Raw genomic sequence first — 14,351 nt, 5'->3', positions numbered from 1 at the left:
TGTTTTTTACTCATATTGTTGGCTGCCAGGCTGCAGCAGCGCAGCGACAAACCCTTCTATCTGATGAAGGATATCTTCAATTTGCGCACAATCCTGGCTGGCGATAAGCTTTTCCAGCGTTTCACACAACTGCTTGCCGGGATGAAGATTCAACATGGCAAAAACGCCTTTGAGGCGATGTGCCGTTTGTGCAAGTGATAAAAAATCGCCATTCCGGGTTTCAGTATACAGTCTCTTTAAATCCTCCGGTACTGTCTCAACAAACAGAGAATAGTAGTCACTGTGGCGGAGTTGGCGGGCATAAAACCCGATATCATGCCCTTCTTCCGATTGCCCATCCTCAGAGGAAGTGTCCAATTGCTGTTCGATAAGCTTCAGCAATCCGTCCAGCAATAACTGGCTGATATTGTAATTAGTGCGCAGGCGACGGCGTCCAAGCGGCACCAACCGGGTATCGTCACCAGTGACCAGTAGCGTATCGTCGGCCACTTTTTCCGTACTGTCGGTAATGGTGATTTCCGCATCCTGGCTCACCAGCCGCTCATCGTATACCACCACTTCCGCGCCCCACTGATTCACCATTCGGCCGACGATAGCGCGTACTTCATCGGAGGTGATATCCAGCAACAGCGTGATGCCTTCCAGTAATTTTTCTTCTTCTTCCTCTGGCAGAGCATCCGGCTCCATTAGCACCGTCAGGACATATTGACTACCCAGTCCCGGACGGCTGTTGATCTGCAATTGGCCGCCCAGTTTGCTACATAGCTGATTACACAAGAATAAGGTTAGTCCTGAATTCCGACGGTAACGGTCTGACCGTGGGTCGGTTGAATAAGGGTGCCGCAGGTTTTCCGATACCTTGCCGGAGACGTTGGCGCCGGTGTCGTTGAGGCTGATGATGAGCTGTCCAGCCGATTGAGGGGACTGCTCGCACGACAACGTGATTTTGCCGTAATCGGTATTGGTGATGGCATAATCCAACAACAGCGACAGCGTTTTCCTCAGCAATTCACTGTCTCCATGCCAGTGTTGGCGGATATCCGGGCGATAGTGGTTGAATAACGACAAGCCTTTCTGCTGGATACGCGGCAGTAACTCCAGCAGCAAATCGTCAATCAGCGTCAGCGGCGAAAAGGAATCTTGCACCAACTTCCAATCCTGATTTTCCAATCTGGTCTGCAGGGCGATATTTTCCGTGAGCCTCATTGCGTCGGCGGCTTCGGTGATCAGGTGTTGAATCGCCGTTTGCTGTTCTGCCGAAGCATTGATACAGCGTAGCGACTGCGCCAGTTGGTGTACGGTGGACAAAGGTTGTTTGAGTTCCTGACTCAAATGCTGGAATAGCTGGTGGCGGGCGGCGACATTCTTGTCATATTCCCGCTGTGCCAACTGCAGTTTTTTGGCTACCAGAATCTCTTCGTCCTGTTCGCGTAGCAGAAACAGGCAATAGCCGGGAATGTGCTGGCTATTGAAGACGCGCACTTCGAACATTTCGTTTTCCACCGAGGCTTGAATCGCGCCTTGATGCTCTTCGGCCAGCGTGGCGATTTTTTTCAGACTCAGATGAGGATAAAGGCGTTCCGCCAGGGCATTGGCGACGACTATCCGATTGTCGTCGAAATCGTAGATCAAGACTCCAACCGGCACGCGATTGACGATTTCATCGTACATGTGTTGCTGTCGTTGCATCCGGTGAGACAGATCTTCCCGCGGGCGGGTGTAGAAACGACGAAAAGCATAGAATCCCGCCAGCGCGACGATCAGGAGTGCCAGATTCAGTACGATCATCCAGACATTATTGCGCACCATGTCGGCGATCAGCCGTTCCAGTGGAATGACATAAATGATTTTGATCGGCGCATTCATCAACTGTGCCGACACTTCCAGTAGCGACCCGGAACGATGAATGTCCGTCGGGATTTCACTCTCCGCATTGGCGTCAACGTTGACCGGTGGCGTCTGCGTGCGCAGCATAAAATTTTCCCGCGACAAAGTGCGCGGGATCAAATCGTTGATGGAGAGATCGAACGCGATGACGGTAGCCAAATGCCCAGGCTGATTGAAGGTAGTACGCAGCGTGAAGTAGTAGTCGTTGTAAAAACGCAGTTTGCGCAATGGAGAAAAGCTTTCCCGTTCATCCAGCGTGTTGGCCTGTTGTAGCATTTCCGCTTTGCGCGCTTCCACCATATTGGACAGATAACTCCCGCGAAATTGGGACGAAATATCTTTTAGTGGCTGCGTGGAAACCATGGTCAGACTGTTGTCTTGACCATTGAGGTAGTACATCGAATAGATATCGGTTTTTGCGCCCCACAAGATGTCCAGATACTGCGATATACGGTGCAGCGAGCCGAGTGTGCTTTTGTCATGCTGGCCGAAAATCAGCGCATCAACTTTATGGCCGCTTTTCTCTGCATAAAATACATTTGGCACCAGCGTAATCAGGTTGACGTTATCATCTGCTGGGGAACTGGCTTCGTTGAGCAGGTTTTTGTAAATCTGATCAGTAAAAAAGCGATAAGTATCAATGCGCTTCTGCATGTCTTCCGCGATGTCGACAAGGTCGTTGCGTTTTTCGGTCAGCGTACTATTGATGTAGTTGTAACTGTAAGCCCCGCTGATCAGCACCAGCAGTAGGGTAAACAGTGCGAAAAAACGGATGATGACGGTTGGCATGAGATTCAGGCTCCACATACCGCAAACGGCAATGCGGACGACATTCCGCGGTAATCTCTGTTGGACGCCGGTGTTGGTCGGAGCAGAGGCCGCATTCGCCTGGCGGGCTGAACAGGTGAAAACGCAAGCATGCAGAGACGTAAATAAGCATTCATCGTTGAAAAGTATCGCTGTAAACCGGACAGAAAAGTCTTTTTACCACAATCGTCGAGGGTGATCGATGCAGATGCGATGACAGTGGGCATCCGTCGGGGAGATATAGCCTATTTGCATTCAGGTTGCTGATAAAGAAAAGGTGTTTCGTGATAAAAAAAATGCCGGATAAACCGGCAATCGGAAGATCACTAATGATAAAGCGGAATAGTTAATTGATGACAGCGACGTCATTCTAAGTCTGACGACTGCAAAAGATTGATCACTTAATGCTGCAATATTGATGCGGTGTTGGGTGAATAAATACGGCGTGGCGAAATAAAGAAAATGGTGACGGCAATATAATTCTGGACGTTTATTATTGCGCCGGCTTTTATCATTTAACGCATCAGCATTCGCCTTCTTGCAACCCGAATTATTTAGGGTGTAGGGGGGCGAAAAGTCGGATTTATGGTGATGAAACCGATGGGTACGGCATCCTGTATTGCTTTTAGCATAATACCCAATTCGGGCTCATGGTGTGATGGGAGATTATTTCTCTATCATTATTTGGGAGGGCGTTTATTTATACATGCCACTGATTCTTGGGTGCGGAAATTAGCAGCAATGAATCATTTTTAATCCGAAATCATTTCTGAATGAATATAAACATACCTATTTACAACGAGAAAAAAGTCGGGTGATTTTTGTTAATTGACCTGATTAATTCTGGCCGTGTTTTTTATTCGGGTGTCCAGCGTCGTATTATCGACCGGGCGTATTTTTTGATATCCCAGCGTATTCACCGTCTGGATCCGGTGTCGCGTGTTCTGGCATCGCTGCTGACGCGCGGGTGGCCAGTCAAAACAATAACATTGGGTGCGGCGTCACCGTCATCCCGGTGATGGATAGCTTTTTTTCTGCGTATAGCCCCGTATAATTCCCTACTTTCGGTTAGGGGATCGGGGTTCACGTGCAGCAACTCACTGACTTATTGGGGCAGATACAAAAGGCGCTCGACAAACCTTTGCCGAACCGGCCGGGTTTTCATGCCGTAACGCTGTCGGTGACGTTGGCTGATGCCGGATTATTGCTGGCGTGGCTGGCGGCTCAACCCGTCTACCCGCAATTTTACTGGCAGCACCGTCAGGATGACGAAGAGGCTGCAGTCTGTGGGCAGGTTTGCGATTTCGACACGATGGCGGAAGCCGAGCGTTTCCTGCAACGCTACAACACCGATAACAGTGTGCGGATCTGGGGATTGAACGCTTTTGATCAGCAGGTGGTGGCGGGGAAAGCCCGAACCAGTTTCCTGTTCTTGCCGCGAGTCGCGCTGCTTAGGCAGGGCGATCGCCTGCGGGTGCGGGTCAATTTGTTTAGTGCGCGTTCGCTGTCTGACGATGCGCTTCAGGCTCAGGCATTTATCGCCGGATTGCGCCCTTTGGCGCCGTTGCCGCAGCTGCAAAACCGTATTCTCGGTATTCGGCATTGCCCGAATCGTCAACAGTGGATCGCACTGCTCCATCTGGCATTAGCGGAGATTCAGCGCGGCAACATGGAAAAGGTGGTGCCCGCACGGGCCACCACGCTTAGCCTTGATACGCCGTTACGCGCCACGACATTCATGGCGGCCAGTCGGGCGGTAAATCACCACTGTTATCACTTTATGCTCGCATTCGCTCCATTTCAGGCATTCATGGGATCCAGTCCCGAACGTCTTTATCGCCGGCGTCTGCATGCGCTGGAAACCGAAGCGCTGGCCGGAACGGTCGCCGGGCATCTCGATGATGTCCGCGCCGCCGAACTGGCGGACTGGTTGATGAACGACCGCAAAAATCAGTGCGAAAACATGCTGGTGGTGGACGATATTTGTCAGCGCCTGCATCAGGCGGCGCAGTCGCTGGATGTCATGCCGCCGGAGGTGGTGCGCCTGCGACGGGTGCAACATCTGCGGCGCACCATTCAGGCCACGCTGCGTCAGGCGAGCGATAGCGAATGTCAGTCGCTGTTACAGCCGACGGCCGCGGTAGCCGGGTTGCCGCGAGGGGTAGCCAGAGAGTTTCTGGCCCGGCATGAGCCGTTTCAACGCGGATGGTACGCCGGGTCGGCCGGTTATCTTTCCCGCCAACAGGCCGAATTTAGCGTGGCACTGCGTTCCGCCAATGTGATGGATAATGACCTGACGCTGTATGCCGGAGCGGGCATCGTCGCAGGGTCGGATCCTGAGCAGGAATGGCAAGAACTGGAGAACAAGGCGGCTGGGCTGCGATCGTTGCTGGATGACGATATCGCCTAGACGCGCGGTGCGATGCACTACTACTGATTAAAAACCTATCTCAATAGGTGCTAAGGGGTATAACCGGTAACGTTTTATGCTTGTTGCGTCAGTTACTGGTTTACATCAAAGTTGGCAGAATGAAAAAAAATATAATTATTGCCCTGCGAACAGAATAGTTTAGTCACTGCTATTGAGTCGAATATGTCCACACATGTTTTTAACCGCCATTGGGCGAACGTGCTGTTTGAAACGCTGAGTCGGCAAGGCGTGCGTCATGTTTGTATTGCGCCGGGCTCGCGTTCTACGCCGTTGACCCTGGCGGCGGCTGAGCACCCGGCGCTGATTTGTCATACTCATTTCGACGAGCGCGGCTTAGGGCATCTGGCGCTCGGGCTGGCGAAGGCCTCCGGCGAGCCGGTTGCACTGGTGGTGACGTCCGGTACTGCGGCGGCAAACCTGTACCCGGCAGTGATTGAGGCTGGGTTAACCGGGGAGCGGCTGGTGGTATTGACGGCTGATCGCCCGCCGGAGTTGATCGACAGCGGCGCCAATCAGGCGATCCGCCAGCCCGGCATGTTTGCCTCTCATCCCTCGCAGGCATTAACGCTGCCGCGCCCTACACCGGACATTCCGGCCTGCTGGCTGGCATCGGCCATCGATGAGGCGATGAACCGGTTACGGCATGGCGCGCTGCACATCAACTGTCCGTTTGCCGAACCCCTGTATGGTAAAGACGATCCGCACGCGGATCAGGCATGGTTGCAGGCGTTGGGAGACTGGTGGCGTGAACCACATCCCTGGTTACAGGGGCGCGACGCGACGCCGCAGGCGGCAACACAACCAGATTGGACGCATTGGCGCGAGCGACGCGGCGTGGTGGTCGTGGGTCGGGTTCCGGCCGATCAAGGCTTGCGCATCGCCCGCTGGGCTCAGCAGTTGGGCTGGCCGTTGATTGGTGATGTCCTGTCGCAAACCGGCCAGCCGCTGGCCTGTGCTGATTTATGGCTGACGCACCCGCAGGCGGAAGAGCTGAATCAGGCCGATATCGTGGTGCAGTTGGGGGCAAGCCTGACCAGTAAGCGTCTGTTGCAGTGGTTGGCGGCGGTTCGCCCGGCGCAATACTGGCTGGTGGATGAGATGCCGGGGCGACTCGACCCGACATGGCATAAAGGGCGTCGACTGATGGCGGATATCGGCGATTGGCTGACGGCGCATCCGTCGATCGAAAGGCCACTCTGGGCCCGGCAGGCGGACGCCTGCGCCAGACGCATCGGCCAGCGCGTGCAGCAATATTTTGCCGATGACGCATTCGGCGAAGCGCAACTGGCACATCGCCTGCCACGTCTATTGCCGCCGGATGGGCAGTTTTTTGTCGGCAACAGTTTGACCGTACGATTAGTGGATGCGCTGGCGACGTTGCCGGCCGGCTATCCGGTTTACAGTAACCGCGGCGCCAGCGGCATCGACGGGCTGATTTCGACATTGGCCGGCGTACAACGCGCCAATGGCCGCCCGACGTTGGCGGTGATCGGCGATTTGTCCGCGCTGTACGACGTGAATGCGCTGGCCTTGCTGCGGCAGGCGCCGGCACCGCTGGTATTGGTGGTGGTGAATAACGACGGCGGTCAGATTTTTTCGCTGTTGCCGACCCCGGAGCAGCATCGCGATGCGTTCTACTGCATGCCGCAAGGGGTGGATTTCAGCCATGCCGCGGCGCTGTTCGGCCTACGGTATGCCCGTGCCGCCGACTGGGAGCAAGTGCAGACCGCCGTGACGGCCGGCTGGCGCCAGTGCGGCGCGACGCTGGTGGAAGTGGTGGTGGAACCTAAAGCGGGTGCCGAGATGATGCGCCGGCTGCTGGATGGAGTCCCTTCATGGTGATGCAGGGGCGTCAGGTGGGGCAGGCGCGTCCGGGCGCTCCCTGGCTGGTGATCCTGCACGGTCTGCTGGGCAGCGGCGAAGACTGGCGGCTGTTCCTGCCGCATCTTGCCGACTGGCCGGTATTGCTGGTGGATTTGCCAGGGCACGGCCTTTCCCGCGATTGCCGCACCGACGGTTTTCCCGATGTGAGTCGCCAACTTAATGCGTTGCTGGCGCAACAAGGTATTGAAACCTATTGGCTGATGGGGTATTCGCTCGGCGGACGCATCGCTATGTATCATGCCTGTCATGGCGACAGCAGCGGCCTGAGCGGTCTGCTGGTGGAAGGCGGACACCCTGGGTTGACGACGGCCGCTGAGCGCGAAGCGCGGGCGTTGCATGATGCGGGCTGGGCGCAACGTTTTCGCCGGGAACCCATCAGGCAGGTATTGGCCGACTGGTACCGCCAGCCGGTGTTCGCCGATCTTTCCGACGCGCAGCGCGCCGCGCTGACCGAACGCCGTGCGCATAATCAGGGCAATGCAGTGGCGGATATGCTGGAAGCCACTTCGCTATCCCGTCAGCCGTTGCTGGCGGAGCCGCTGTGCCGGCTCGACATTCCGTTCGGCTACCTGTGTGGTAGCCTCGATAACAAGTTTCAGGCGCTGGCCGCCCGGTACCGATTTCGGGTACTGACGGTGGACGGCGCGGGTCATAACGCACATCAGGCGAATCCCGCGGCGTTCGGCGCCCGGATTCGCGAATTTGTTTCGCATCCCGCAGAGGAATAATCCATATGCTTTATCCGAGTGAAGAACTGCTTTACGCACCGATCGCATGGCACGATTGCAGCGGTGATTTTGTCGACATCCTCTATCACAAATCTGCCGACGGCATTGCCAAAATCACCATCAATCGCCCTCAAGTGCGTAATGCGTTCCGCCCGCAAACCGTCAAAGAGATGATTCAGGCGCTGGAAAATGCCCGCCATGACGACGGTATCGGTGTGATTATTCTGACCGGCGCGGGCGAGAAAGCCTTCTGCTCCGGCGGCGACCAAAAAGTACGCGGCGATTACGGCGGCTATAAAGACGACAGCGGCGTGCATCACCTCAATGTGCTGGATTTCCAGCGTCAGATCCGTACCTGCCCGAAACCGGTAGTGGCGATGGTGGCGGGCTATTCCATCGGCGGCGGCCATGTGCTGCACATGATGTGTGACCTGACCATTGCGGCGGAAAACGCCATTTTTGGTCAGACTGGCCCGCGCGTCGGTTCTTTTGATGGGGGGTGGGGCGCGTCCTATATGGCGCGTATCGTTGGCCAGAAAAAAGCACGCGAGATCTGGTTCCTGTGCCGCCAGTACGATGCGCAGCAGGCGCTGGATATGGGGCTGGTAAACACCGTGGTGCCGTTGGCCGAACTGGAGCGCGAAACCGTGCGTTGGTGTCGGGAAATGCTGCAAAACAGCCCGATGGCGCTGCGCTGCCTAAAAGCGGCGCTGAACGCGGATTGCGACGGTCAGTCCGGGCTGCAGGAACTGGCGGGCAATGCCACCATGCTGTTCTACATGACGGAAGAAGGGCAGGAAGGCCGTAATGCCTTTAACGAAAAACGTCAGCCCGACTTCAGTAAATTCAAGCGGAATCCTTGATGCGACAGGCCACTCTCTCTCGTTACCACGTGCCGATGGACGCGGGCGTGGTGTTGCGTAACCAGCGCCTGAAAACACGCGATGGGTTAATCGTCCAGCTACAGGACGGCGATCGGCAAGGTTGGGGGGAAATTGCGCCGCTGCCGCAGTTTAGCCGTGAAACGCTGGCGGAGGCGGAAGCCGCGGCGTTGACGCAACTGCGGAGTTGGCAGGCCGGCGGCGATATCGCCGAATGCGGTATTCCGTCCGTAGATTTCGGGTTGAGCTGCGCGTTGGCGGAGCTGTCCGGCGAGTTGCCCGAAACGGCCGATTACCGCAAAGCGCCGCTGTGCAGCGGCGATCCGGATGAGCTGTTCGCCATGTTGCAGAATCTGCCGGATCCGGTGGCTAAAGTGAAGGTCGGGCTGTATGAGGCGGTGCGCGACGGCATGATCGTCAATCTGCTGTTGGAGGCGCTGCCGACGCTGCGCCTGCGTCTGGACGCCAATCGCAGCTGGACGCGAGCTAAAGCCGAGGGCTTCGTCCGTTACGTCAACCCTGATTACCGCTCCCGCATCGCGTTTCTGGAAGAGCCTTGCAAAACCCGTGATGAGTCGCGGGATTTTGCCCGTGCCAGCGGCATCGCTATTGCCTGGGACGAAAGCGTGCGCGAAGCGGATTTTCGTGTCGAAGCCGAACCGGGTGTTGCCGCCATTGTGATCAAACCGTCGCTGACCGGCAGCATCGCCCGTTGTCGCGAACTGGCGCAGCAGGCGCAACAGGCCGGGCTGACGGCGGTAATCAGCTCCAGTATCGAATCCAGCCTTGGATTGACGCAGCTTGCCCGGCTGGCATGCTGGCTGACGCCTGAGGTAATCCCCGGGCTGGATACGCTGGAACTGATGCAGGCGCAGGTGGTGCGCCCCTGGCCGGACAGCGGATTGCCGCTGATCGCGGTGCAAGAGCTGGAACGGGTATGGCAAGCCTGACGGACTGGCCCTGGCACGTCTGGGCGCAGCAGCAACCGCTGGCGCCCGCGCTGATACATGACGACGGCGTCTGGCGCTGGGCCGATCTGGCCCAGCGTGTGGATTCGTTGGCCGCCGGATTTGTGCGTCAGGGCGTCGAGCCGGGGATGGGTATCGCGTTGCGGGGCCGTAACAGTACGGACATGCTGTTGTGTTATCTGGCGTTGTTGCAGTGCGGCGCGCGCCTGTTGCCGCTCAATCCCCAACTCCCGGACGCATTGGTCGAAACCCTGTTACCTACGCTGAATATTGATGCCGGGATCTGTTTCAGTCCGCATTCATGGCCGGCCGGCATCCGCTCGCTATTGCCGGTAGACGCGATTGTCGACGCGCACATGCCGCGCCTGGCGTGGCAGGCGTCGCGTTTAGCGACCATGACGCTGACCTCCGGCTCCAGCGGTATGCCGAAAGCAGCGGTGCACACCGCTGCGGCGCATCTGGCCAGCGCGGAGGGCGTACTGCAGTTGATGGCGTTTTCCTCAGGCGATCGCTGGCTGTTGTCACTGCCGCTGTTTCATGTCTCCGGGCAGGGGATCGTCTGGCGTTGGCTGGCGGCGGGCGCCACGCTGGTGGTGAAGCCGGACATGCCGCTGGAAGACGCGCTGAATGACTGTACCCATGCGTCGTTGGTGCCGACGCAACTCTGGCGTTTACTGTCGCAGGACGCCGTGCCGGCGAGCTTGCGGGCCGTGTTGCTGGGCGGCGCTATGATCGCGCCCAGCCTGGCCGAACAGGCGGAAACGCGCGGTATCCGGTGTTGGTGCGGCTATGGTTTGACGGAGCTGGCGTCCACCGTTTGTGCCAAGCGCGCCGACGGCAAGCCGGGCGTCGGCCTGCCGCTGGCCGAGCGGGAGATTCGTCTGGAACATGACGAAATTCTGTTGCGTGGCGCGAGTATGGCGTCCGGTTACTGGCGCAACGGCCGGTTGCAGCCGCTGACCGATGAGCTGGGGTGGTTTCATACTCGCGATCGCGGGCAGTGGGACGGCCGCGAATGGCGAGTGCTAGGGCGATTGGATAACCAGTTTTTCAGTGGCGGGGAAGGCGTTCAGCCGGAGGACGTGGAGGCGGTGCTGTTGCGACATCCGGATGTCAGCTATGCCTGTGTGGTGCCGGTGGCGGATGCGGAGTTTGGGCATCGTCCGGTCGCGGTGGTGGAGTTCGCCTCTTCCTTGTCGTTCGATGCGCTGCGAGACTGGGCTGCGCCGCAACTGGCAGGGTTCCAGCGCCCGGTGGCTTATTTCCTATTGCCTGATGCGTTGAAAAACGGCGGTATCAAAATTTCCCGTCAGCAGCTCGCAAATTGGGTGGCGCAACAATCGCGTGCACAATGATGCGCCCGGTGTGGCTGGCCATGGTTCACCGTCGCGTTAACCGTTGTCGCATCAGACTCATCTATCCGTCAGGCTTCTCGTTGCAGGAGCATTGGCCGTGTTACTCGGCCCATTCCATGGGCTTCGTCCCTTCGGGGCCGCAGCCTGCGGCGTTCAAATCGGTTTACGCCAATTTGGCGTTCACCCGGTTCTCTTTCCGCAGTCAACCCACCGGAATTCACTCGCTTGCGCCTTCCTATTTCGCGAATTATTGAGGGGATAGCGTGGTTATTTATCCTGTTTTACAGAAATGATTAGGCTAAAATTCGTGTTAGCATAGATGGTTAGATGACTATTGTATTCTTGCCTTGAAGGATAGTGATGATGAAAAAGTGGGTTATGGCCGGTGCGGGTAGTCTGATGTTGGCGACGGTTTCTGCGCATGCGGTGAGTATTTCTGGTGAGACCGGACGTGACTATGTCGGCGCCAACGCCAATATGGGGCTTGGGATCCCGGGGTTGTCCGCCAATGCGGGTTGGGGTCATGACGAAAAACACAGCAACGACGTGTATAGCGCGGGTCTGGATTACACCTTCGCCCTGAGTAATGCCTCGCTGAAGGTCGGCGCCAAGGGGTTATACCTGAACCAGAACAAGTTTGACGATGGTTACGGCGTAGCGCTGGGCGGCGGCTTACAGGTACCGGTCGGCAACGACATCTCGCTGTTTGGCGAAGGCTATTACGCGCCGGACGCATTCTCCAGCCATGTCGATCACTATGTCGAAGCGCGCGGCGGCGTGCGGTGGCAGCCGTTCCGTCCGTTATCCCTGGATGTCGGCTATCGTTACATTAATATGGCGTCCGGCAAGAGCGAGAATGACAACAAAGTGGCGGATACCGCCTATGTTGGTCTGGGCCTGAACTTCTGATGTTATCGTGCGGCGCGGATGGGCGGGTAATCGTCCGTCGCGCCTTCCGCTTTGCCGTGTGCTGCTAGTATCCTTCCTGTAAAATCATGTGGTTATAGAAAACCCCTCGTCGTAGACACCATCAGGACTATGAGGCGTCTTACGCCGTATCGGCACATTGTGAGCGGCGGCGTGAGCGCCATTCGTGGCCGGAGATTGCGGCTTCGCTATGTTTTTTTGTGTCTTTCGCCTGCCTGGTGGTTTCCCCTTGTCGTTCTTGCCGTTACGTCTTCGTCCAGCCATAAGCAATCGTTGTGTTTGTCACAACGAGTTTTTAAAGTGGGGGAAAACCATCAGGGGAGTGACGCGGATGCTTAGGGTTGAAATGTTGTGTACCGGCGATGAAGTGCTGCATGGGCAAATTGTGGATACCAATGCCGCCTGGCTGGCGGATTATTTGTTTGAGCAGGGATTGCCGATGGCGAGCCGTATGACGGTCGGGGATAACCTTGACGCGCTGGTCTCCGCGCTGACGCAGCGCAGCCAGATTGCCGATGTGCTGATCGTTAACGGCGGGCTGGGGCCGACCAGCGACGATCTGAGCTCGTTGGCCGCCGCGACGGCAGCCGGTGAGGAACTGGTGGAGCACGCCGCCTGGATAGCGCGTATGGAGGCGTTTTTCACCGAGCGTGGGCGGGTGATGGCGCCCAGCAACCGTAAGCAGGCGCAGCTGCCCGCCAGCGCCGAGCTGGTGGATAACCCGGTCGGCACCGCCTGCGGTTTCGCCATACAATTGAACCGCTGCCTGATGTTTTTTACCCCCGGCGTGCCTTCCGAATTCAAGGTAATGGTGGAGCAGCAGATAGTGCCGCGTCTGCGTCAGCGCTTTGCCGTCGCCGACGCGCCGCGTTGCCTGCGTTTGACCACCTTCGGCCGTTCTGAAAGCGATCTGGCTAACGAGCTGGACGGCTTGCCATTGCCGCCAGATGTGGTGCTGGGGTATCGCTCCTCCATGCCGATCATCGAGTTGAAACTTACCGGCCCGGCGGCGCGCCTACCGGAAATGGAAGCGCTGTGGCAACGGGTGCGGGAGGTTGCCGGCGAAAATGCGATCTTTGAGGGAACGGAAGGGCTACCGGGGCATCTGGCCCGCCGTCTAAGAGAGCGTGGGTTGCAATTGGCGGTGGCGGAGGATTTTACCGCCGGGCTGCTGAACTGGCAGTTGCGTGATGCGGATACGCCGCTGGTGGGCGGCGAACTGCTGGCGCAGCAGTCAGCGGTGGCGCTGTCGTTGCTGGCGGCGGAAAGTCGTCATCTGGCGGAAAAGCAGGGTGCGGCGCTGGCGCTCTATGTCGGCGGCTGGCAGGACGATACAGTGTCGATCGTACTGCATACCCCGGACGGAGCTTTCGCCCAGACAGTGCATTTCAATACCCGGCGTTATCACCGGAAAACCTATCAGGATATGGTATCGATGCTGGCGATGAACATGCTGCGGCGCTGGCTGAATGGTTGGTCGCCGTATGGCGGTCACGGGTGGATCACTGTGGTGGAAACACTGTAGTCGGGGCACCATTAGACTCGAGCCCGGTGGATGCCGGGCTCGTGCAGAGGATTAAGGCTCAATACAGCAGAGAGTACAATTGGCGGCGATAGCGGGCTGCCAGCGCATCACCGGTGCCGAGTGCGGCCATGATATCCATCAGTGTTTTGCGTACTGCGCCGTCGGCGGCGCTCAGGTCTTTTTTCAACAGCCCCATCAGTAATTCCAGCGCTTCTTCGTTTCTGCCTACCTGATGCAATTGCAGACCGAGCTGCACTACCAGGTCGGCATTTTGCGGATCGGCGTCCAATCGTTGCTGCAACTGTTGAATTTCCGGAGTATCGGCAGCCTGACGCATCAATTCGATCTGCGCGACCAGCCCGTGGTAGCGGGTGTCCTGATCCTGTAATGGGATGGCGGCCAGCACGGCCTCGGCGTCATCCGCCCGGTTGAGCTGGATTTGCACTTCCGCCAGCAGCAGCGCGATGTCGCTGCGCTTAGGCGCCAGGGCCCAGGCGTCTTTCAGCAACGTCAAGGCTTCCGGTAGTTGATTTTCCTGAATATGCTGTTGTGCCTCCGCCAGTTTCACGTCTTCAGGTTTCGGTAAAACCTGTTGCAACAGATCGCGGATGACCTCTTCCGGCTGCGGCCCCTGGAAACCGTCGACCGGTTGCCCATCCTTGAACAGGTAAACGGTGGGGATGGCGCGTAAACCAAATTGTGCCGCCACGCGCTGCTCGATGTCGCAGTTCACTTTGGCCAGAACGAACTGACCTGCATATTCCGCAGCCAGTTTGTCCAGCATCGGCCCCAACTGCTGGCAGTGGGCACTGCGATCAGACCAGAAGTAGAACATGATCGGGGCGCTCATGGACTGTTCCAGCACCTGATGCAGGTTAGTTTCATTGATATCAATCACGTTGGCGTGTTGTTCTAGCATGTTGTTCTCTCTTCACCATTTTCAGGTGTAATGGGGGCA

Annotated in this window: 10 protein-coding genes; 8 read left to right on the top strand and 2 right to left on the bottom strand. The window is 57.4% G+C overall.

Annotated elements, in window-relative coordinates; genetic code table 11:
- Window positions 1-6 precede the first annotated feature (6 nt).
- Window positions 7-2,676, bottom strand: coding sequence for a phosphotransferase RcsD (rcsD, locus tag HEP82_RS06280; RefSeq protein ID WP_192457290.1), 2,670 nt, complete (start codon window positions 2,674-2,676; stop codon window positions 7-9).
- A gap of 1,105 nt (window positions 2,677-3,781) precedes the next feature.
- Here rcsD and menF point away from each other — a divergent pair.
- The 8 genes from menF (at window position 3,782) to HEP82_RS06240 (ending at window position 13,393) form a co-directional block, all read left to right on the top strand.
- Window positions 3,782-5,104, top strand: coding sequence for an isochorismate synthase MenF (menF, locus tag HEP82_RS06275; protein ID WP_192457289.1), 1,323 nt, complete (start codon window positions 3,782-3,784; stop codon window positions 5,102-5,104).
- Between the two features lie 183 nt (window positions 5,105-5,287).
- Window positions 5,288-6,967, top strand: coding sequence for a 2-succinyl-5-enolpyruvyl-6-hydroxy-3-cyclohexene-1-carboxylic-acid synthase (gene menD, locus HEP82_RS06270; RefSeq protein WP_192457288.1), 1,680 nt, complete (start codon window positions 5,288-5,290; stop codon window positions 6,965-6,967).
- Window positions 6,967-7,737 (top strand): 2-succinyl-6-hydroxy-2,4-cyclohexadiene-1-carboxylate synthase, encoded by a 771-nt coding sequence (gene menH / locus HEP82_RS06265; protein WP_192457337.1) that lies wholly within the window; start codon window positions 6,967-6,969, stop codon window positions 7,735-7,737. Before menD ends, menH begins: the two co-directional genes overlap by 1 nt.
- A 5-nt stretch (window positions 7,738-7,742) precedes the next feature.
- Window positions 7,743-8,600 carry a 1,4-dihydroxy-2-naphthoyl-CoA synthase gene (gene menB, locus HEP82_RS06260; RefSeq protein WP_192457287.1) on the top strand — a complete coding sequence of 286 codons (858 nt, stop codon included), beginning with the start codon at window positions 7,743-7,745 and terminating at the stop codon, window positions 8,598-8,600.
- Window positions 8,600-9,568: an o-succinylbenzoate synthase gene (gene menC, locus HEP82_RS06255; RefSeq protein WP_192457286.1), complete on the top strand. Its 969-nt coding sequence runs from the start codon at window positions 8,600-8,602 to the stop codon at window positions 9,566-9,568. The genes menB and menC overlap by 1 nt, the downstream gene beginning before the upstream one ends.
- Window positions 9,556-10,941, top strand: coding sequence for an o-succinylbenzoate--CoA ligase (menE, locus tag HEP82_RS06250; RefSeq protein ID WP_192457285.1), 1,386 nt, complete (start codon window positions 9,556-9,558; stop codon window positions 10,939-10,941). The genes menC and menE overlap by 13 nt, the downstream gene beginning before the upstream one ends.
- Window positions 10,942-11,304: 363 nt before the next feature.
- Complete coding sequence (locus HEP82_RS06245) at window positions 11,305-11,850, top strand: YfaZ family outer membrane protein (protein ID WP_192457336.1); 546 nt, start codon at window positions 11,305-11,307, stop codon at window positions 11,848-11,850.
- A 349-nt stretch (window positions 11,851-12,199) separates the two neighbouring features.
- Window positions 12,200-13,393, top strand: coding sequence for a nicotinamide mononucleotide deamidase-related protein YfaY (locus tag HEP82_RS06240; RefSeq protein ID WP_192457284.1), 1,194 nt, complete (start codon window positions 12,200-12,202; stop codon window positions 13,391-13,393).
- A gap of 58 nt (window positions 13,394-13,451) precedes the next feature.
- On the opposite strand, the gene HEP82_RS06235 is transcribed toward HEP82_RS06240, so the two are convergent.
- A complete protein-coding gene (locus HEP82_RS06235; RefSeq protein WP_192457283.1) occupies window positions 13,452-14,312 on the bottom strand; it encodes a thioredoxin family protein in 861 nt (286 codons plus the stop codon).
- Window positions 14,313-14,351 lie beyond the last annotated feature (39 nt).

It is taken from the genome of Musicola keenii (genome assembly GCF_014855505.1).
Lineage (GTDB): Bacteria > Pseudomonadota > Gammaproteobacteria > Enterobacterales > Enterobacteriaceae > Musicola > Musicola paradisiaca.
The sequence above is the reverse complement of the archived record's forward strand: the minus strand, read 5'-3'. Positions and strand labels throughout refer to the sequence as shown.